Annotated in this window: 15 protein-coding genes; 10 read left to right on the plus strand and 5 right to left on the minus strand. The window is 60.4% G+C overall.

The features are described 5' to 3' along the window. Positions 1-257: 257 nt before the first annotated feature. From HBO23_RS21180 to HBO23_RS21190, 3 genes are all read right to left on the minus strand, one after another. A complete protein-coding gene (locus tag HBO23_RS21180; RefSeq protein WP_170039589.1) occupies positions 258-1904 on the minus strand; it encodes a SulP family inorganic anion transporter in 1647 nt (548 codons plus the stop codon). Then, positions 1894-2511, minus strand: a complete 618-nt coding sequence (locus HBO23_RS21185) for a ParB-like protein (RefSeq protein WP_017136633.1) — start codon at positions 2509-2511, stop codon at positions 1894-1896. The genes HBO23_RS21180 and HBO23_RS21185 overlap by 11 nt, the downstream gene beginning before the upstream one ends. Positions 2512-2636: 125 nt before the next feature. Further along, the gene (locus HBO23_RS21190; RefSeq protein ID WP_170039592.1) at positions 2637-3914 is read right to left on the minus strand and encodes a serine/threonine transporter; all 1278 of its coding nucleotides are present in this window, start codon (positions 3912-3914) and stop codon (positions 2637-2639) included. Positions 3915-4329: 415 nt separating this feature from the next. Between HBO23_RS21190 and HBO23_RS21195 the strand changes: the two genes are divergently transcribed. The 7 genes from HBO23_RS21195 to HBO23_RS21225 all read left to right on the plus strand — a co-directional run bounded on the left by HBO23_RS21195 (position 4330) and on the right by HBO23_RS21225 (position 11132). Continuing rightward, positions 4330-4830, plus strand: coding sequence for a DUF4822 domain-containing protein (locus HBO23_RS21195; protein WP_170039595.1), 501 nt, complete (start codon positions 4330-4332; stop codon positions 4828-4830). A gap of 57 nt (positions 4831-4887) precedes the next feature. After that, on the plus strand, positions 4888-5334 hold the full coding sequence (locus HBO23_RS21200; RefSeq protein ID WP_138453228.1) for a hypothetical protein: 447 nt from the start codon (positions 4888-4890) through the stop codon (positions 5332-5334). Between the two features lie 255 nt (positions 5335-5589). After that, complete coding sequence (locus tag HBO23_RS21205) at positions 5590-6114, plus strand: cysteine hydrolase family protein (RefSeq protein WP_170039598.1); 525 nt, start codon at positions 5590-5592, stop codon at positions 6112-6114. A gap of 96 nt (positions 6115-6210) precedes the next feature. Beyond that, on the plus strand, positions 6211-7161 hold the full coding sequence (locus HBO23_RS21210; protein WP_170039601.1) for a 2-hydroxyacid dehydrogenase: 951 nt from the start codon (positions 6211-6213) through the stop codon (positions 7159-7161). Between the two features lie 90 nt (positions 7162-7251). After that, the gene (locus HBO23_RS21215; RefSeq protein ID WP_170039604.1) at positions 7252-9144 is read left to right on the plus strand and encodes a pilus assembly protein TadG-related protein; all 1893 of its coding nucleotides are present in this window, start codon (positions 7252-7254) and stop codon (positions 9142-9144) included. Positions 9145-9274: 130 nt separating this feature from the next. Next, entirely contained in the window at positions 9275-10342 is a 1068-nt protein-coding gene (locus HBO23_RS21220; RefSeq protein ID WP_170039607.1) for a phosphotransferase family protein, read from the plus strand. A 22-nt stretch (positions 10343-10364) separates the two neighbouring features. After that, positions 10365-11132, plus strand: coding sequence for an SDR family oxidoreductase (locus HBO23_RS21225; protein ID WP_170039609.1), 768 nt, complete (start codon positions 10365-10367; stop codon positions 11130-11132). Positions 11133-11275: 143 nt separating this feature from the next. Here HBO23_RS21225 and HBO23_RS21230 read toward each other — a convergent pair whose 3' ends face one another. Further along, positions 11276-11905: a DNA-3-methyladenine glycosylase I gene (locus HBO23_RS21230; protein ID WP_170039612.1), complete on the minus strand. Its 630-nt coding sequence runs from the start codon at positions 11903-11905 to the stop codon at positions 11276-11278. A gap of 217 nt (positions 11906-12122) precedes the next feature. On the opposite strand from HBO23_RS21230, the gene HBO23_RS21235 reads away from it, so the two are divergent. The 3 genes from HBO23_RS21235 (at position 12123) to HBO23_RS21245 (ending at position 14938) form a co-directional block, all read left to right on the plus strand. After that, complete coding sequence (locus HBO23_RS21235; RefSeq protein WP_169986452.1) at positions 12123-13448, plus strand: C4-dicarboxylate transporter DctA; 1326 nt, start codon at positions 12123-12125, stop codon at positions 13446-13448. Positions 13449-13532: 84 nt separating this feature from the next. Next, positions 13533-14234 (plus strand): FadR/GntR family transcriptional regulator, encoded by a 702-nt coding sequence (locus HBO23_RS21240; RefSeq protein ID WP_017136644.1) that lies wholly within the window; start codon positions 13533-13535, stop codon positions 14232-14234. 17 nt (positions 14235-14251) lie between these two features. After that, the gene (locus tag HBO23_RS21245; protein ID WP_170039615.1) at positions 14252-14938 is read left to right on the plus strand and encodes a GntR family transcriptional regulator; all 687 of its coding nucleotides are present in this window, start codon (positions 14252-14254) and stop codon (positions 14936-14938) included. 195 nt (positions 14939-15133) lie between these two features. Here HBO23_RS21245 and HBO23_RS21250 read toward each other — a convergent pair whose 3' ends face one another. Continuing rightward, positions 15134-20002 carry an NAD-glutamate dehydrogenase gene (locus tag HBO23_RS21250; protein ID WP_017136646.1) on the minus strand — a complete coding sequence of 1623 codons (4869 nt, stop codon included), beginning with the start codon at positions 20000-20002 and terminating at the stop codon, positions 15134-15136. Between the last annotated feature and the right edge of the window lie 296 nt (positions 20003-20298).

Below are 20298 nucleotides of genomic sequence, written 5' to 3' on the forward strand. Positions count from 1 at the left end.
TGGTCTGTTCGACGTCTATTTCTGCCATCACTTTTTGCGAACAATCGACATTAGTAAGCCTGATTATGGTCAATAATGTGTCCACCATGTCCCCGCACATGTGTCAACCATGTGTCCGGTCCGTACATGTCTTTACAAAAGTGACCCGCTGTAAGAGCGGAACCAATAGAAGCCGTTACCGCAGCAACGGATATGTACACCACCAACAACCCGCCATCGCAGGCAAGCCAGCTCCCACATTTTTTGATCATTGGCACTCACGGCCTGGCGTGCAACGCCAACTGCACCGCACCATCAACACTCAAGGCACTCAGCAAAACCTGTGGCGCAACGGCTTCGGGCAAGGCTTGCAGTACTTCCATCGCCGCATGCCGCACCCGCGCCAGTACCAGCCGCTTGCCCTCCCCGTGCACCTGCGCAAAAAACGCCGCCAGCGCCTCGATACTGGTGCCGTCAAGGTCGGGCGATTCTTCCAGGCTCAACACCACCGCCTCGACCGGCGACTGACGCATCAAGCGCAACGCCGCGCCCAGGATGCGTTCGGCATTGGCGAAAAACAGCGCCTCACTGGGCCGCACAATCAGCAAGCCAGGCACCTGCACCGCATCCGCATGGTGTTGACGGTCAACAAAGTCATGACTGTCGCCCAGGCGCCCCAGCACTTGAATATCCGCCGAAGACATCTGGCGCAGCATCAACACTACGCTGATCGCCACCGCCACCAGCAAGCCATCCAGCACGCCCAGCACAAGCACTGCCGCCACAGCGCAGATCACCAGCAACCGGTCGCGGCGCCACAGGAAGTAACGGCCCAGGGGTTGCAGGCTCAAGCCACGGCCCAGCGCGTAGATGACGATGGCTGCCAGCACCGGCTCCGGCGTTAACGCCACATACGGCAGCACCGTCAACACGATCACCAGCACCACCAGCGCCGCAACGATGCCCGCCAGGCGCGAACCGGCGCCGGCAGCCTCATTCGCCGACGTGGCCGAATAGCCCGCGCCGGCGGGCATGCCGTGGAACAACCCGGACACCAGGTTCGCCGCGCCCAGCGCCAACAGATCGCGATTGGATGAAACCCGGTCGCCATGTTTAAGTGCGAACGAACTGATAGAGCCGTAGGACTCCGCATACAGGATCATGACCAAGGCAAACGCCAACTCGCCCAGGCGCAACCAATCCGCGAACGGCAGCACGGGAAAGTGCCCCAGCTCCAGGCGCAGATCAATCATGCCGATCAAGGCCACGCCATGGGCCTGCAAGCCCAGGTACTGCCCGGCAACAATCCCCAGGACCACCACCAGCAAGCCGCCCGGCAAGCGCGGGATTCGCGCGCACAGCCATAACACCGCCAATGCTGCCGCTGCGACCAGCGCCGCCGGCCAGTTCCAGTGCGCTAATTGCTCCAGTAACTGCGGCAGGAAGCAGATCAGGTTGTTATCGGTCAGGTGTACGCCCACCACACTGGCCAGTTGCTTGAGGATGATGGTCAACGCCAGGCCGAAGGCAAAACCGCGCAACACCGGCTTGGCGATAAACGACGTCACACCGCCCAGCTTGAACAAACCGGCCAACACAAACAGCACGCCGGTGATCAGCACCAGCCCGAAGGCCAGGGACAGTCTCAGCGCCGGATCATCCCCGGCCAGGCTGGCGGTAGCTGCCGCCAATACCGCCGCAGAAGAGGAAGTGGCCGAGACAATTGCAAAACGGCTGGTGCCCAACAGGCCGTAGCACACCAGCCCGGCAAACAAGGCGATCACACCGGCCTGCGGCGGCAACGCAGCGATGCTGGAATACGCCACAGCCTCCGGCAGCAGTAACCCGGCGATGGACAACCCGGCCAGGATGTCCTGGGTACGATTGGGGGGTACGGCAACGGGCGTAACGGTTTCAGTTTTCAATCGGCCCAACCCATCCTGGCAAATAACGAGCTTCCTGGCTGCGCGCCAGAGTCATGGCCTTGCCCAACAATTTGGCATTTGGCTGGCTGACAACATCGCTGCCGATACGGCTGCGAAAGAAGTCCGCCCACAAAAACTCGCTGAACGGTGTTGCGTCCTTGGCGTAACCGCCGGCGGTACGCAGCAGGCCGGCAAGGCTGCGGTAAGGGTCGTCCTGCAGGTCGGTTATCTTGCGGGGAATGGCCTCATAGGTACGCCGCAAACCGCGCGCGTCGTAGGGGTGGACCCATTGATTGAATGCCATGACATTCCAGAAGGTGCTGCGCTCCACGAAAGACAGGTCCTTGAGCATCAGCAGCGACACACTCTTGACCTCTTCCAGAATCAAAGCCATACCGAAGTGGTGATGGTCGGTGATGTAGTAGCGCTCGTCCGGCCCCAGCACACAAGGGAACCAGTGCTTGTCGAGGGCGGCGGCGCGCTCCTTGCGCTTGAGTTTGGTCCAGGCGTCGCGCTTGGCAGCGACTTCCGCCATGCCGACCGTCAATTGTGTAGGGTGCAGTTTTTCCAGCTTGCCTGTGACCAATTGCGGGCGGGGCCGAGCCATGGGTATCTCCAAAGGGAACCAACACGTCGACAGCTTAGCCCTCATTGGCATGGGGATTTTTTCGGACACAAAAAAAAGCCGATTCACGCAGTGCGCGAATCGGCTTTGTTACCCGGCGTCTGTCATCAGGACAACAGCGAGTAAACCAACGCAGTAATCGCGACCAGGCCCACCGCAGTGACAAACACATTGGATGCTTGCCCACGGTACTTGGCCATGGCCGGCACCTTGCGGATCGCGTACATCGGCATCAGGAACAGGATCGACGCGATGATCGGGCCGCCCAGCGTTTCAATCATGCCGAGAATGCTCGGGTTGAGCGTGGCGACCAGCCAGCACACTACCAGCATGAACGCGGCGGTCATGCGGTCCAGGGACTTGGCAGCCGGACGACGCCCGGTTTTCAATACCAGCCCCTTGAGGCCTTCACTGGCACCGATGTAGTGGCCCAGGAACGACTTGGCAATCGCCACGAACGCAATCAACGGCGCGGCGAAGGCGATGGTCGGGTTGTCGAAGTGGTTGGCCAGGTACGACAGGATCGACAGGTTCTGCGCTTTTGCTTCGGCCAGCTGTGCCGGCGACAGCGTCAGCACGCAGCTGAACACGAAGAACAGCACCATTACCACCATCAACAGGTGCGCGCGGCACAGGATCTGCGAGCTGCGCTCATCGGCATTGGCGCCGTACTGGCGCTTCTGATCAACCGCGAAGGCCGAGATGATCGGCGAATGGTTGAACGAGAACACCATCACCGGAATCGCCAGCCACAGGGTATTGAGCAGCGCGGACGGCGCCGGGACTTCGCTGGCAGTGCTGAGGATGCCGCCGGTCCAGTGCGGGATGAGGTACACCGCCAGGAACAGCAAGGCGACGATGAACGGATACACCATCAGGCTCATGGCCTTGACGATCACTTGCTCGCCGCAACGCACCACGGCCAGCAAGCCGAGGATCAGCACAAAGGCCAGGATCGCCCGTGGCGGCGGCATGATGTGCAGTTGGTGTTCCATGAAACTGCTGACGGTGTTGGTCAGGGCCACACTGTAGATCAGCAGGATCGGGAAGATGGCGAAGAAGTACAGCAAGGTGATCAGTGCACCGGCCTTGAGGCCGAAATGCTCTTCAACCACGTCGGTGATGTCAGAGCCGGCACGGCCGGACAGCACGAAGCGCGTCAGGCCACGGTGAGCGAAGAACGTCATCGGGAACGCCAGCAATGCCAGGATCACCAGGGGCCAGAAGCCGCCCAGGCCGGCGTTGATCGGCAAAAACAAAGTACCGGCGCCAATGGCGGTGCCGAACAGGCCGAGCATCCAGGTGGTGTCCTGGCGGCTCCAGCTTGTGAGGGTTGCAGGTGTCGTTGCATAGCGTTCGTCGACGCTATTGGCCTGATCATTCATCCGGTCGGATCTCCGCATTTACACGGCCGGGGCGAGTCAGAAAAACCTGACAGGCAGCGCCTCGACCATAGAAGGGGCCGGATTGTCCGGGATTCTCTCGAATAAGCAAAGACTTAGCTGAGGAATGGTTGAGCGGCGCAGCAATTCAAGGAGGGTGGCGGACGGCAGCTTTCGTGGGCTGCGAAAGGTTATGGCGTTGCCAAAAATCCGTCAAAAGAAGCAACTTCCAAGAAGTATCCGACATTTAAAGCAGACACAGCCTACATCTAAATAATATTTCCACTGAGATAGACCATTAACTATTACAAGACCATACATAACCATTGAGCCGCCGCCAGAGCACACACTAAGATCGCCGCGTCCCTCGCACAAACATCATGCCGCGCTCTTAGCCAGCAGCCTCAGGAATTCAAGAATGAAAACACTCAGTATTGTATTAACTGGTCTGTGTCTTATCGGCCTATTTAAATCCAGCGAAAGTTACGCAACGCCAACCGTGCCTGAACGGGATATCCAGGCGCTGGCCTCTTCCCCACAATGGTTGACCACCAAAGTCTATATCGAGGGTGCCCCGGATAAGGATGTCAAGGCCAACTACCCCGGTGTGGTGGGCATTTCAATGTGGGACCCACAGCGCAACCGTTATGAGTTCTTCTATGCTGACACCGGGCTTTCAAAATACGCCGATGGCGGTGGCGGCTACTTCCTCGTCACAGGCGACCAAAATACCCATATTCTGGTGCCCGATGTGGGACCGATCAAAACCGTGGTCAGGCGACTGGAAAAACTGGATAAGAACGAGTTCACCTACTCGCGCGAAGTACCTCGCGACATGATTGCCAACAACCCTCCTGTTCGAATCTATGTCGTCCATGCGCCTTATATCGGCCCGATAAAAACTGCGCTGTCGAACTAGTCAGCCCTCACGCCTGACGCTACGCCGCTTGAATTAATAGACTGCAAGGTGCCCAAGATGAAGCCATGTAACGCCCTCACATCATTGTTAATACCTGTGCTGTTGACTGTTGCTCTGTTGCCCGCAGCAGCCACTGCCAACACCGCCGCTCCCTCCAGCGTAAGCACTGTGGCGGCCACAGCTGATAACGCCGTCATGTTAACGGTGTTTCTCAAACATGATCAGTCGCGGCCCTTGAGCGAGTTGAAGACACAATTGGCGAAGCAAGCCTTTCACAAGGTATTTCCTCCTGCCGGGGTTGAAGTGGTCAGTTGGAATGTCACCATGGGCATCGGACAGATCGTCGTGCTACGCCTGCCGGCTTCGCGCCTGGTAGAGGTCAATCTGGCGATAGAGCGCACTGCCTGGGGTGCCTACACAACAGAATTCTATCCTACCTACGATTTCAGGCCGATCGCGCAAGCAGAGCAAATCCAGGCGCAGCAGGCGGATTCTGCCCAATAATGGCAGTGTGGCGGCGGCCCTTTGAGGAAGCTATGGCAGCGCCGTTGACAGCCACGCGCCCGCCCCAGCATGATCGAGCCATGAATCTCATTCAGCGCCGCCTCACCCGCACCACCACCACGACCGCTTATGGCGGGTCGGGCGGTGGCTGTGGGTGCGAAAGCTAAAAACATCCCGAAACACCCCAAGGCCCCGCCAGCAATGGACGGGGCCTTTTTCTTGCCCCGCCCGCTGGCCACTGCAAGGAGCAAGACCATGGCTAACGCCCTGTTGATCATCGATATGCAAACCGGTTTATACGACGGGCCGCAACAGCCCTTCGAGCGTGAGCGCGTGCTGGGCACCATCAACCAGCTTATCCAGCGCGCACGCAGGGCCAACGTGGCTATCTTCGTCGCTCGCCACACCGGCCCGGCAGGTTCGCCGATCGAAGCTGGCAGCCCGTTATGGCAACTGTGGCAAGGCCTCAACGTCGACGACGTTCACGATCACCTGTTCAACAAAACCCGCCCCAGCTGCTTCCTGGGCACTGACCTGGCGCAACAACTGGCGGCGGCACAGGTCGATGAATTGGTGGTGGTCGGCATGAAAACCCAGTTTTGCATCGACACCACGTGCCGAGTAGCGGCCGAGCTTGGGTTTTCGGTGATACTGCCCGAGGACGCTCATACTTGCATGGACACCCCGACCTTGCCGGCCAAGGCGATCATCGAGCATCACAATGCGACCTTGGCGGGGGCGTTTGTGAAGCGGGTGAAAGCTCAGGATGTTGAGTTCTAGAACTGCCTGTGCGGGATTTTTTCTGACCGAACAAATCGTTCCGTCTTACAAATCCCGCATACTCCTCCTATCAAACCCTTCAGGAAGAGCCTTCCGATGTCCACCACTGTTCTGGTCCTGGTTGAAACCATCAACGAATACCTGCAAATCATCGAGAGTAACGACTTCCATGTGATTCTGGCGCCGACACCGGCCGAGCGTGCCCAGGCGATCAAGGCCCACGGCGCGCAGATCAAGGCGGTACTCACCCGTGGCCCGCTGGGGTTGTATGCCGAGGAAATCGCGGCGCTGCCGTTGCTCGAGATTATCTGCGTGATCGGCGCCGGCTATGAACACGTGGACCTGCAAGCGGCGAGCAATCGCGGGATCGTGGTAACCAACGGCGCCGGCGTAAACGCGCCGTCAGTGGCTGACCACGCCATGGCGTTGCTGTTGGCACTGGTGCGTGGCATTCCCCAGACTGACGCGGCGGTGCGGCGCAGCGAATGGCCCAAAGTGATGCGCCCTTCCCTGGGCGGCAAGCAACTGGGCATTCTCGGTCTCGGCGCAGTGGGCATGGAGATTGCCAAACGTGCCGCCCTCGGCTTTGGCATGGAAGTGAGTTACCACAACCGCCAGCCCCGCGACGATGTGGACTACACCTATTGCGCAACCGCCGTGGAGCTGGCGCGCACCTCGGACTTCCTGATCCTGGCCACGCCGGGCGGGGCCAGCACCCGCCACCTGATTGATCGCCATGCCCTGGATGCGCTGGGGCCGAACGGTTACCTGGTGAACATCGGACGCGGCAGCGTGGTGGTGACTGCGGACTTGGTGGCTGCGCTGGAGCAACGGCGTATCGGCGGTGCCGCGCTGGATGTGTTCGACGATGAACCGAAAGTGCCCGACGCCCTCAAGCGGCTGAGCAATACCGTGCTCACCTCCCATGTCGCCGGCCTGTCGCCGGAAGCGGCCCACGACACCGTGCAACGCGTGGCCGATAACCTGGTGGAATATTTCGCCGGCCGCCCAGTGCTGACACCGGTTACCCTGCCGCCGCGCAACTAGTAGCGATTAGCCAGCGCCGACGCAAAACCTGACTACACTGCTTGCGGGGATGCTCAGGACGTCGGTGCAGGACCGGCGAAGGAACGCACAATGATTGGCCATGGACTCGGCCCGGCCCGCCAACGCGGCGCCATCGGCCTGATAGGCGCGGTAACCCTTGGTATTGCGCTGCTGTTTCTGCTGCTGGTGGTCGACAGCGGTCGCCTGTACCTGGAGAAGCGCAAATTGCAGCGTGTGGCCGATACGGCTGCGCTGGAAGCGGTGAGCCGCAGCGGCACATGCGCGGCGCCCGCTAACAATGCCGCACAATTTGCGACCGAAAGCGCCGCACGCAACAACTTTAGCCTTGACGACAATCGCACGCTGGCGACCGCCTGCGGCACCCTGGCCACCGGCGCAGATTTTATGCGCACGTTCAGCGCCGACCCGAGCAAAACCGATGCCATCCGGGTGATTGCTACCCATCGCGTGCACACCAGCCTTGCCCATGGCTTGCTCACGCTGTTCTCGGGCCAGCCCGTCAACCTGACAACGCTGCTCAGCGCCACCGCCGTCGCCGCCGCCCCCACCCCAACGGTTGCCCAGCTCACGGTTCGCAGCACCTTGTTAACGGTGGACAGCACCCAGTCTGTCGCCCTCAACGCCTTGATCGGCGGCCTGCTGGGCGGCAAGTTGCAGTTGGACGCAGTCGGCTGGAATGGGCTGCTCAATACCGATATCAGCTTGCTCAAGTACCTGGATGCGCTGGCCATCCAATTGAAAGTCAGCGCCGGTAACTACGACCAACTGCTCAAGACCGACGCCACTGTAGGCCAACTGATCCAGGCGGCCATTGATGTGCTCAAGCTGGGCGGTGACGCGGTCAAAGTGGTGATCAACAACCTGGAAGCCATCAAGCTGATTGCGCCGGGCACGCAGATCCTGCACCTGGGCGACCTGATCAATATCCAGAACGGCACCGACAAAAGTGCGCTGGATGTGAACCTGCAACTGTTCAACCTGATCCAGGGCTTTGTGCAGCTGTCGAACAAGGCCAGCGCAGTTGCCGTGGAGCTGCCGGTGGATGTGCTGGGCCTGCTCGGCGTGACCGTGTCGACCAAAGTGATCGAGCCCGGGCAGGTTTCCAGCATCGGCAACCCCAAGGATATCGCCAAGCAGCCCATTTATGTGCGCACCGCCCAGGTGCGCACTTTGATTTCGGTAAAACTGCCGATCGTCACGCTGGTGAATAACCTGCTGGGTGGCACGGTGCAAGCGCTCAGTGACCTGCTGGGCGGCCTGTTTGGCTTACTCGATCCCAATTGTTGCCTGGTCGTCAGCCTGGAAATCGGCGACACCCTCGACATCGCCCTGGAAGCCGCTGGCGGCAGCGCTATGGTCACTGGCTACAGTTGCGACAGCGGCAAAAAGTCGTTGTCGGTACTCGGCGAAACCTCGGCATTGCGCGCGATGATTGGCCAGGTTGACCCCAAGAATCTGTACTCGTCCACAGAAAAACTCAAGGTAGACGAGTACCCGGTGGTGGATATCGGCACTAAAACCTGCAAGCGCGGCACCGGCGTGTGTAGCGACAGGCAGGCCTTTGCGGCGGGCGGCCTGGGCATCCGAATCGACAGCGACGTGTTGAAAACCCAGCGTGCGCACACCTACACCGAGCCGCCCGCTATCAACCAGCAACCGCTCTATTACGCATTCGCCAGCTCGAACGCGGTCAGCAGCCTCAAGCAAACACTCACCGGCATCCAACTGATCAACCACCCGCCCAAAATGGCCAGCCTGTTGGGCGCCGTGTTGGGCCTGGTCACGGGCGTGGTCAACGGCTTGCTCACCACCCTGGGCGGCTTGATTGCCGGGCTGCTCGGCCCGCTGCTCGACCCCATCGTCAACAACCTGCTCGCCGGCCTGGGCATCGACCTGGCAAAAGTCGAAATCGGTGCCAATTTGTCGTGCAACCCCGGTGGCCGGGCCATGCTGGTCATTTGAGCACATCAGGCCCGCTGATCATCGTCCAACACGCTAACCTATTAAGCCGCCCCGACCTTGTCGCTGGGCGGCGGTGCGCATTAGATTAGCCAATAGTCCAAGGCCTTTAGAATAAGCAGAAGGGATAAGCATGGCGCTTAACGACCAATCGACCCAGATTCGCCCCGGCGAAGAACTTGATGCCAGCCTCATCGATCCCTACCTCAAGGCGCATATTCCGGGCCTTGCCGGCACGGTCAAGATCAGCCAGTTCCCCGGTGGCGCATCCAACCTGACTTACCTGCTGGAATACCCTGGCCAGGAATTCGTGCTGCGCCGCCCGCCATTTGGCCACAAAGCCAAGTCCGCCCACGACATGGGCCGCGAATACCGCATTCTCAATCAGCTCAAGGACGGCTTCCCGTATTGCCCCAAAGCCTATGTGCACTGCCTTGACGAGTCGGTGATCGGCGCCGAGTTCTATGTGATGGAGCGCGTCAACGGCATCATCCTGCGCTCTGACCTGCCGGCCGAACTGGGCCTGGACGCGGCCAAGACCGAGGCGCTGTGCAAGAGCTTTATCGATAAATTCGTCGAACTGCACCAGGTCGACTACGCTGCCTGCGGCCTGGCCGACCTGGGCAAGCCCGAAGGTTATGTAGCACGCCAGATCCGCGGTTGGAGCGACCGCTACGAAAAAGCCCTGACGCCCGACGCACCCAGCTGGGAAACCGTGCGCGCGTGGCTCAACGACAAGATGCCGGCCGACCACCCGACCTCCAGCATCGTGCACAACGACTACCGTTTCGACAACGTGATCCTCGACCCGCACAACCCAATGCAGATCATCGGCGTGCTGGACTGGGAACTCACCACGTTGGGCGACCCGCTGATGGACTTGGGCAACACCCTCGCCTACTGGATCGAAGCCGCTGACCCTGCGCCCGTGCAACTGATGCGCCGCCAGCCCAGTAACGCGCCGGGCATGCTGACTCGTCGCCAATTCGTCGACTATTACGCCGAGCGCTCCGGCATCCAGATCGATAATTTCGACTTCTACTACACCTACGGCCTGTTCCGCCTGGCCGGCATTGTGCAGCAGATCTACTACCGCTTTTTTCACGGCCAGACCCAGGACAAACGCTTTGCGCAGTTCATCCATATGAACAAGCTGCTGGAGCAAATGAGCCTGAATGTCATCGCTAAATCAGCCCTCTGACTACAAGAGCAAGGAACCCAGCATGTCCAAGACCCACCTGTTCGACCTCGACGGCAAGATCGCTTTCGTTTCCGGCGCCAGCCGTGGCATCGGTGAAGCCATCGCCAAGCTCCTGGCCCAGCAAGGCGCCCATGTGATCGTCTCCAGCCGCAAGCTCGAAGGCTGCCAGCACGTGGCCGACGCGATCATCGCCGCGGGCGGCAAAGCCACCGCCGTGGCCTGTCATATCGGCGAAATGGAGCAGATTACCCAAGTGTTCGCCGGTATCCGCGAACAGTTTGGGCGCCTGGATATCCTGGTTAACAACGCTGCAACCAACCCGCAATTCTGCAACGTACTGGACACCGACCTGGGCGCCTTCCAGAAGACCGTTGACGTGAACATCCGCGGTTACTTCTTCATGTCGGTGGAAGCCGGCAAGCTGATGCGCGACAACGGCGGCGGCAGCATCATCAACGTGGCCTCGATCAACGGCATCTCCCCGGGCGTGTTCCAGGGCATCTACTCGGTGACCAAGGCCGCCGTGATCAACATGACCAAAGTGTTTGCCAAGGAATGCGCGGCGTTCGGCATCCGTTGCAACGCCTTGCTGCCGGGCCTGACCGACACCAAGTTCGCCTCGGCGCTGGTCAAGAACGACTCGATCCTGAAGGTGGCCCTGGCGCAGATCCCGCTCAAGCGCGTAGCCGACCCGAGCGAGATGGCCGGTGCGGTGCTGTTCCTGGCCAGTGATGCGTCCAGCTACACCACCGGTGTGTCGCTGAATGTGGACGGTGGCTTCCTGTCCTGACCTGACCTTCCAGGCACCGCAAAATCCCTGGGGTAGCAAGCTTACTGTGGCGAGCAAGCTTGCTTGCGCTGGGGTGCGAAGCGCCCCCAAAAATCGGGAGACTGCTGCACAGTCCAACGGGAGCAAGCTCCCTCGCCATACACTCAAGGGCGCTTGAACTGTTGGCGTAGCGCCTCTATGCGCGGGCGGCAAACGCAGCCCTCCAAGTGATCATTGACCATCCCCATCGCCTGCATCAGCGCGTACATCGTGGTGGGGCCAACAAAAGTCCAGCCGCGCTTCTTCAAGGCTTTGGACAAACGCAGCGACGCCGGTGACGTCGGGTTGCCGGTCCAGTAAGCCATGTCCACCACCGCCGGGCGTTCCTCTGGCGTGGGTTCAAACGCCCACAACCAGCGCGCCAGCGAACCGGTTTCGTCCACCAACTCACAGGCCCGGCGTGCGTTATTGATGGTCGAGACGATCTTCGCGCGGTTGCGCACGATGCCTGGGTCGTTCATCAGCCGCTCAATGTCGGCCTCGCCGTATTGCGCAACGCGGCGAAAATCAAACCCTTCGAACGCCGCCCGAAACTGCTCGCGCTTACGCAAAATGGTGATCCACGCCATGCCCGCCTGGAAACCTTCCAGGCAAATTTTCTCGTACAGCTGGGTATCGTCTGCCACCGGTACGCCCCACTCGTGGTCGTGGTAACGCGGATATTCAGGTGCGGCAGTGCGCCAGGTGCAGTGCGTCAGCCCTGCTGCGTCGGTGGTCAGCCCGGGTCTATCCATGTGTCACCTCGCCAATCAAGGCGCGGATGATAAGCGAAAAAAAATATTACCTGCCAACCGCTCAAGCATCACCCTTACCGACCAACTGGTCAGACCGGGACCTGACAACCGTCGAATATTTACTTGTGATTTGAAAAAAACCCAGCGTAGACTGGCCGCGCACTGGACATACCGGTAAGACCACAACAATTAAGCCCTGGAACCACCAGGGCACCGAATAGAGATCCCTCCCATGCTCAGATGGTGCTCGCGTTCGATTTTCCTGCAAGTCGTGATTGGCCTGATGTTAGGCGTTATCTGCGGCCTGGCCCTTCCCGAATTCTCCTCACAACTCAAACCCCTGGGTGACGGCTTTATCAAGCTGATCAAAATGCTGATTGGCCTGATCGTATTCTGCGTGGTGGTCAGCGGGATCTCCGGCGCCGGCGACCTGAAGAAGGTCGGACGCATTGGCTTGAAGTCAGTGATCTACTTCGAAGTGCTGACCACCGTCGCCCTGGTGATCGGCCTGATCATGGCCTTCAGCACGGGTATCGGCCAAGGCGCCAATATTCACTTGGAGCAACTGTCGTCCGCCGGTCTCAATGAGCTGGCCGACAAGGGCCAGCACATTCGCGGCACCAGCCAGTTCCTGATGGACCTGATCCCCAATTCGGTGATCGGCGCCTTTGCCGACAACAATGTGCTGCAAGTGCTGCTGTTTTCGGTGCTGTTCGGCAGCGCGCTGAACCTGGTGGGCGAAGCCGCTTCCGGCATCTCGCGGCTGATCAACGAGCTGAGCCATGTGATCTTTCGCATCATGGGCATGATTGTGCGTCTGGCGCCGATCGGTGTATTCGGCGCCATCGCCTTTACCACCAGTACCTACGGCCTGGATTCGCTGCAACACCTGGGCAGCCTGGTGGGTTTGTTCTACCTGACCTGCTTTGCTTTTGTCGGGCTGGTGCTGGGCCTGGTGATGCGTTTGTCCGGCCTGCGCATGCTGCCGCTGCTCAAGTACCTGCGCGAAGAGCTGCTGATCGTGATGGGCACCGCCTCCTCCGACGCGGTATTGCCGCAGATCATGCGTAAACTCGAGCACTTGGGCATTGGCAGCTCCACCGTCGGCCTGGTGATTCCGACCGGTTATTCGTTCAACCTCGACGGTTTCTCGATCTACCTGACCCTGGCCATCGTATTTATCGCCAATGCCACCGGGACACCGCTGTCGATGACTGATTTGCTGACCATCCTGCTGGTGTCGTTGATCACCTCCAAAGGTGCCCACGGCATTCCGGGCTCGGCGCTGGTGATTTTGGCGGCCACGCTGACCGCGATCCCGGCAATTCCGGTGGTGGGGCTGGTGCTGGTGTTGGCGGTGGACTGGTTCATGGGCATCGGCCGCGCGCTGACTAACCTGATCGGCAACTGTGTCGCTACCGTGGCCATTGCCCGTTGGGAAAAAGACATTGATATCCAGCGCGCCAACAAGGTGCTCGATGGCGAGCAAGGGTATGCCTTCCAGGCCAAGAAGCCGGTGCTGCCGGCGCATCAGGAATTCTAGCAATACGATCCAACTGTGGGAGCTGGCTTGTCGGGTCCCACATGGAATCGCGACCCTATTGGCAACATCCAAGGAGACGTAGACGTGATCAGCACTTCAACCGTCGTCAACTCAGTCGTAGAAAAACTGCGCGCCGCACTCAAGCGGGGCCAGTGGCGCCAGGGCGACATGCTCCCCGGCCAGCGTGAACTGGCCGAGCAGATGGGCATCAGCCGCCCGAGCCTGCGCGAAGCCGTGATCGTGCTGGAAACCCTGGGCCTGGTGCGCTCGATGCCCGGCAAAGGCGTGGTCGTGCTGGAAACCAGCGTCAGCGAGCCACAGTCCAGCGATGCCGTGGCCGACGCCAGCCTCGAAGATATCCTGCAACTGCGCTACACCCTCGAACCCTTCATTGTCGGCCTGGTGGCCCAGTCCATCAGCAGCAAGGAAGTCGGCCAATTGCGCCTGACCTTGATGGACATGCGCGAAGCCCTGGATGCCGGCGACGCCGAAGCGGGCATGAACGCCTACATCGGCTTTCACGAAGAGCTGTTCGCGCTGACGTCCAACCCGATCTTCCAGAACGTGGTGCAACAAACCAGCAACGCCCTCAAGCAAAGCGCCCAGGTACTGCGCAATTCACCCGAGCACTTGGCCGAACGCCTGCAGGAAAACGACGCCGTGGTGCGCGCCATCCGCAACAAGAACAGCGCCCTGGCCAGCGCCGAAATGCGCCGACATATCCTCCAGGAAGGCCTGCGCATGGGCATTCGTTTGAATATCCCGGACGACCATCTGGGCAGCTGATTTTTTGGAGACCGACCATGAGCGCCCCCGCCCTGCAACGCAATGCCGTCCTCCCTGCCCTGCGCCTGGTTGGCGGTAAAAAACTTTCGGTGGATGACATCTACCCACGCCTGTTCGATGCCATCCTCGAACAACGCATCGCCCCGGCCAGCCGTTTTACCGAAGAGAGCCTGGGCGAAACCTTTGGTGTGAGCCGCAGTGTGATTCGCCGTGTGCTGGCCAAGCTGTCCCATCAGCAAGTGATCATCCTGCGCCCCAACCAGCGTGCCCAGGTGGCGGCGCCGGATGCGCAGCAGGCGCGTCAGATTCTGGAGGCGCGGCGGATGACCGAGATCACCGTGGTGCAGTTGGCCTGCGCCCAAGCGACCACCCCGCAGATACGCCAGCTGCGCGAGTTGATTGCACGGGAGCGCGACTGCATCGTACGCGACCAGCGTGGGCCAGCGATTCGATTATCGGGGGAGTTTCATCTTCAATTGGCGCAGATGGCAGGCAACGCACCGTTGGCGCAATTCCTCAACAGCCTGGTGCCGTTGACGTCATTGATCATTGCGCAATATGAGGCGAAAGCCTGCACCTACTGCGCCTGGCAGGAGCATCTGGGGATTGTCGATGCGGTGGAGCAACGCGATTCAAGTGGCGCCGTGACCCTGATGACTCAGCACCTGGATCATCTGGAAAGCAAATTACTCAAACACCACTGAGTCCAAGTGGATGAACATCAAACTGTGGGAGCTGGCTTGCCTGTGATAGCGGTGGGTCAGCAGCCTTCCTGTTACTGAAAGACCGCTATCGCAGGCAAGCCAGCTCCCACATTGGGTGTGTGGGGTTTGATGAATGTGGCGCCAACAAAAAGCCCCCGCATCTTACGATACGGGGGCTTTTGTTTTACCGAGGGATCAAGCCGGTTGCAGCACCGACTGACCGCTCAACGCCAGGTCGAGCAACTCACGGTTGGCGACCGCATACATGGCGTAGTCCGTGCCGACTGCTGCACGGATTTCGACCATCATTGCGCGCCAGCGATCGGCCATGTCCTGGTGCTGCTCAAGCCACAGGGCCACGCGGGCTTCCATGTCTTGTGGCGCGTCGGCCATTTGCAGTACCGAGATGGTGATCGCCCGTTGCTGCCAGTCCACATCGTCGCGGAACGCTTCGCGGGCCTGGGCCTGCCAGTTGTTGGCCACCGGCAGATCGCTGATCTGCTGCAGGTACCACGGCAGGTCCAGCGCGCTGCCGACGGCGAAGTAGGCCTTGGCCACTTCGGCGGCGTCATGCCCGGTCACGTCGGCGGCTTCGATAATCGGCAGCAAGGTGTACAGGTGAGTCGTGCCTGCAACCATGCGCGCCAACAATTCCGGTACGCCGGCTTCGGTATAGGCCTGGTAGCGGTTCTGCCAGCCTTCGCGGGTCGGGCCTTCCAGCAATTCGTCGAGCTTGAGGCCCAACGCCGCCAGGTGCGGACCGAAGTGCGCGGTGTCGCGGCCAGCGTCCTGCTCGTTGCGACGGCTGCGCAGGAACCAGCGCGTGGCACGACGGCCCAGGCGCATCAGCTCATCCATCAGCTCCAGTTGCACGTCGGCGGACACCTGGTGGTCCAGGGCTTCGATCTGACGGAACCAGTGCGGGAGGTGGAAGATGTCACGCACGATCACGTAAGCACCGGCCACGTTCGCCGGGCTCATGCCGGTCGACTCTTTGAGTCGTTGAACGAAGGTAATGCCCATGTGGTTGACCAGGTCGTTGGCGATCTGGGTGCTGACGATTTCGCGCTTGAGGCGGTGACGGCGCATGGCTTCGCCGAACTTGGCCACCAGGCTCGGTGGGAACGCGGTCTCCATGTCACGGGTCAGGTAGTCGTCATCCGGCACCAGCGACTTGAGCAGGGCTTCCTTGAGGTCGATCTTGCTGTAGGAGATCAACACCGACAGCTCAGGACGGGTCAAACCCTTACCGGTGGAGGCACGCTCCACAAGCTGCTCTTCGGTCGGCAGGTACTCGATGGCGCGGTCCAGCTTGCCACGGCCTTCCAGGTCGCTCATCAGGCGCTTGTACTCGGCAGCACGCTCGTAAGCCTTGCGCGCGGCCAGGGACAACGCCTGGGTCTGCTTGTAGTTGTTGCCCAACACCAGGTTGCCGACTTCGTCGGTCATGCTCGCCAGCAGCTGGTTTCGCTGCTTGTCGGTCATGTCACCGGCCTGCACCACTTCGTTGAGCAGGATCTTGATGTTCACTTCGTGGTCGGAGCAGTCCACACCACCGGCGTTGTCGATGAAGTCAGTGTTGGAGCCGCCGCCATTGAGGCCGAATTCCACACGGCCCAATTGGGTCATGCCGAGGTTACCGCCCTCGCCCACTACTTTGCAGCGCAGCTCATTGCCATTGACGCGCAACGCGTCGTTGGCCTTGTCGCCCACGTCGGCGTGGCTTTCAGTGCTGGCCTTGACGTAAGTGCCGATACCGCCGTTCCACAACAGGTCCACCGGCGCCTTGAGCAAGGCGTTGAGCAGTTCGGTCGGGGTCAGCTTGTCGGCCTGGATGTCGAAGCGTTCTTTCATCTGTGGCGAAATAGCGATGCTTTTGGCACTGCGCGAGAAGATCCCGCCGCCTTCGGACATGATGCTGGTGTCGTAGTCGGTCCACGCCGAACGCGGCAGCTCAAACATGCGCTGGCGCTCGACGAAGCTGGTCGCCGGGTTCGGGTTCGGGTCGATGAAGATATGCAGGTGGTTGAAGGCCGCGACCAGTTGCAGCTTGTCGGACATCAGCAAGCCGTTACCGAACACGTCACCGGCCATGTCGCCGACGCCCACCACGGTGATGCTGTCTTCCTGCACGTTGATGCCGCGCTCACGGAAGTGACGCTGTACACCGACCCACGCGCCCTTGGCGGTGATGCCCATTTTCTTGTGGTCGTAACCTGCCGAACCACCGGAAGCGAACGCATCGCCCAGCCAGAAGCCGTAGTCGATGGCAATGCCGTTGGCGATGTCGGAGAAGGTCGCAGTGCCCTTGTCCGCCGCGACGACCAGGTACGGGTCATCGTCGTCATGACGCACGACGTTGACCGGTGGCACCAGGGCGCCGTCCTTGAGGTTGTCGGTAATGTCCAACAGGCCGGAAATGAAGATGCGGTAGCAGGCGATGCCCTCGGCCGCGATCTCGTCACGGGTGCCGCCCAATGGCAGGCGACGCGGCAGGAAGCCGCCCTTCGCGCCCACCGGCACGATGACCGAGTTCTTGACCTGCTGGGCTTTTACCAGGCCGAGCACTTCGGTACGGAAGTCTTCTTCACGGTCGGACCAGCGCAGGCCGCCGCGCGCAACGTTACCAAAGCGCAGGTGCACGCCTTCAACGCGCGGCGAGTACACGAAGATTTCAAACTTCGGCACCGGCTTGGGCAGCTCAGGAATCGCACGCGGGTCGAACTTGAAGCTGAAGTACGACTTGTTCTGGCCGTTGGCGTCGGTCTGGTAGAAGTTGGTGCGCAGGGTAGCCTTGATCAGGTCCAGGTAGCGACGCAGGATGCGGTCTTCGTTAAGCACCTGAACATCGTCCAGGGCCGTGAGAATCGCTTGTTCCAGGCGTTGCTGCTTGTCTTCGAGGTCATCGGCGGTGAGCTTGCGCGCCAGGTAGAAGCGGGTCTTGAACAACCGGGTCAACTCGCGAGCGATGTCGGTGTGGTTGTTCAGGGTGCTGGCGATGTAACCCAGGTCGAAGCCCAGGCGGATCTGCTTGAGGTAACGCGCGTAAGCACGCAGCAGCGCCACGTCGCGCCAAGGCAGGCCGGCGGTAAGTACCAGACGGTTGAACGCATCGTTTTCGGCATCGCCATGCACGATGTGCACGAACGCGTCCTGCAGGGTGTCGTTGAGCTGCTGGATATCCAGGTTCACGCCTTCGGCGGCAATGAACGCAAAATCATGGATCCAGAACTCACGGCCATTGGCGTGACGCAGGCGGTACGGGAACTCGCCCAGCACGCGCAGGCCGAGGTTTTCCAGGATCGGCAGCACGTCGGACAGCGCCAGTGGCGTGTCGGCGTGGTAGAGCTTGCAATGCAGCTCACGCTGGCCGGAGACCTGGCCCAGCGGCTGATAGAAGCTCATGACCAACGGGTTGGCTTCGGTCAGGCTGTTGAGGTGCTGCATATCGACCACAGCCGAATGCGCAGCAAAACGCTCGCGGTAACCTGCCGGGAAGCCTTTCGGGAAATCCGCCAGCACGTTGGTGCCCTGGGCTTCGCCGAAGCTTTCCACCACCAGGCTGGCGTAGTCGTCCTGCCAGCTGCGGCAGGCCTGCACCACTTCTTTTTCCAGCTGAAGCGGGTCGATGTCCAGGCGGTTCTTCGGGTCAACCCGCAGAATCAACTGCACACGGGCCAGTACGGATTCGGAGAAGAAGGTCCAGAATTCGCAGTCCGAGGCTTTCAGGCGATCCATCAGCACTTGCTGGATCTTCTGGCGCACTTCGGTGGAATAGATGTCGCGCGGCACGTAGGCCAGGCAGTAGCAGAAACGACCGTACGGGTCTTTGCGCAGGAACACGCGAATCTTGTTGCGCTCCTGGATCTGCACGATCGACATCACGGTGTTGAACAGCTCGTCGACCGGGGTCTGGAACAGGTCATCACGCGGCAAGACTTCAACCACCTGGGCCAGCTCTTTGCCCAGGTGTGCCTTGGCCTGGAAGCCCGAGCGGCGCTCGATTTCCGCGACTTTACGGCGGATGTAAGGGATCACTCGCACGCTTTCGCCGTACACCGACGAGGTGTAGAGGCCCATGAAGCGGTGTTCCTTGATCACCTTGCCGTCGGCGCTGATCTCACGGATCGACACATAGTCCGGGTACGCCGGACGGTGCACGCGGCTTGGGTGCGCGGCCTTGGCGAACGACAGCACGGTCGGTTCACGCAGGTAAGCCACGGCGTAGTCTTCGATGCGCGTGTCTTCGGCGGTGAGGCCGGCACGCAGCAATTTGGTCAGACCGAGGAAGGAGCCGGTGTCATATTCGATATGACCGCCGTCCGCCTCGTCACGTACCACAAACTCTTCATAGCCAAGGAAGGTGAAGTGGTTGCCCACCAGCCATTCCAGGAAGCTCTTGATCTCGGCTTTTTCTTCGCCGTCGATGCTGAACTGGCTCGCGTCGATACCGGCCAGCAGGTCCTGGACCTTGGCTTTCATCGGTTCGAAATCGGCCACGGCCACGCGCACTTCGCCCAGCACTTGCTCAAGCTCTTTGCTCAGCACGTTGAGTTCGGCGGCATTGGCGCAACGGTCGATTTCCAGGTACATCAGCGATTCTTGCAGAATGCCTTCGCCCTGGGTGCCTTTGGGCAGGATTTCCAGCAACTCGCCTTTTTTGCCGCGACGCACGCTGAGCACGGTGGTTTGCAGGGTGTGGATGCTGTAGCCACGGCGATTCAGCTCGGTGCGTACCGAGTCGACCAGAAATGGCAGGTCATGGTGCAGTACTTCGACCGCGGTGTGGGTCGACTGCCAGCCATGACGTTCGTAATCGGGGTTGTAGACCCGCACTTGCGGTTGGGTGTGATCAAAGCGCTCAAGCAGGCGCCAGGCAGACAGGGTGCAACCGGCCAGGTCGGAAAGGCGACGTTGGGTCAGTTCGTCCAGGGAAATAATGCCGAAGAATTGCTCAGCGAACAGCGCCACTTGTGGCAGTGCCTGTTCACTGATGTGCTGCGCCAGTGCCGCTTGCAGTTGATGCTGGAAGTCGGACTTGCTGGCTGCGGTGAAGAACGCCATCTGTGGTACTCCGCTTGGGCTTGTTATTGATGGAAGCGTCGCGTGTTATCCCCTTGCGGGGAGACCGTCAGCTCTGTTCGTCAATAACCTTATAACGAATCGAGGTGACAGGTGGGTGAAGCTGCGCAAGGCGATCAGGTCACATCGGATGCGCCGTTTGGCAAGTGACGGTACGACGGGCAGGTCAACGGCCTGACGGTGGCGCATCCACTGCGCAGCTTAACGAGTGTAGGAAGACGGTTGCTTTCCGTACGGCGACATATTCGGTCAAGCGCAGGCAGCGCTGAACATTCTCT

The organism is Pseudomonas sp. WS 5532 (assembly GCF_012985445.1).
GTDB lineage: Bacteria > Pseudomonadota > Gammaproteobacteria > Pseudomonadales > Pseudomonadaceae > Aquipseudomonas > Aquipseudomonas edaphica.

Bases quoted from the DNA above. Each gene is read 5' to 3' on its own strand.
- HBO23_RS21190 (WP_170039592.1), bottom strand. From the start codon at position 3,914: ATGAATGATCAGGCCAATAGCGTCGACGAACGCTATGCAACGACACCT.
- HBO23_RS21205 (WP_170039598.1), top strand. From the start codon at position 5,590: ATGGCTAACGCCCTGTTGATCATCGATATGCAAACCGGTTTATACGAC.
- HBO23_RS21185 (WP_017136633.1), bottom strand. From the start codon at position 2,511: ATGGCTCGGCCCCGCCCGCAATTGGTCACAGGCAAGCTGGAAAAACTG.
- HBO23_RS21245 (WP_170039615.1), top strand. From the start codon at position 14,252: ATGAGCGCCCCCGCCCTGCAACGCAATGCCGTCCTCCCTGCCCTGCGC.
- HBO23_RS21215 (WP_170039604.1), top strand. From the start codon at position 7,252: ATGATTGGCCATGGACTCGGCCCGGCCCGCCAACGCGGCGCCATCGGC.
- HBO23_RS21250 (WP_017136646.1), bottom strand. From the start codon at position 20,002: ATGGCGTTCTTCACCGCAGCCAGCAAGTCCGACTTCCAGCATCAACTG.
- HBO23_RS21230 (WP_170039612.1), bottom strand. From the start codon at position 11,905: ATGGATAGACCCGGGCTGACCACCGACGCAGCAGGGCTGACGCACTGC.
- HBO23_RS21210 (WP_170039601.1), top strand. From the start codon at position 6,211: ATGTCCACCACTGTTCTGGTCCTGGTTGAAACCATCAACGAATACCTG.
- HBO23_RS21200 (WP_138453228.1), top strand. From the start codon at position 4,888: ATGAAGCCATGTAACGCCCTCACATCATTGTTAATACCTGTGCTGTTG.
- HBO23_RS21225 (WP_170039609.1), top strand. From the start codon at position 10,365: ATGTCCAAGACCCACCTGTTCGACCTCGACGGCAAGATCGCTTTCGTT.
- HBO23_RS21220 (WP_170039607.1), top strand. From the start codon at position 9,275: ATGGCGCTTAACGACCAATCGACCCAGATTCGCCCCGGCGAAGAACTT.
- HBO23_RS21195 (WP_170039595.1), top strand. From the start codon at position 4,330: ATGAAAACACTCAGTATTGTATTAACTGGTCTGTGTCTTATCGGCCTA.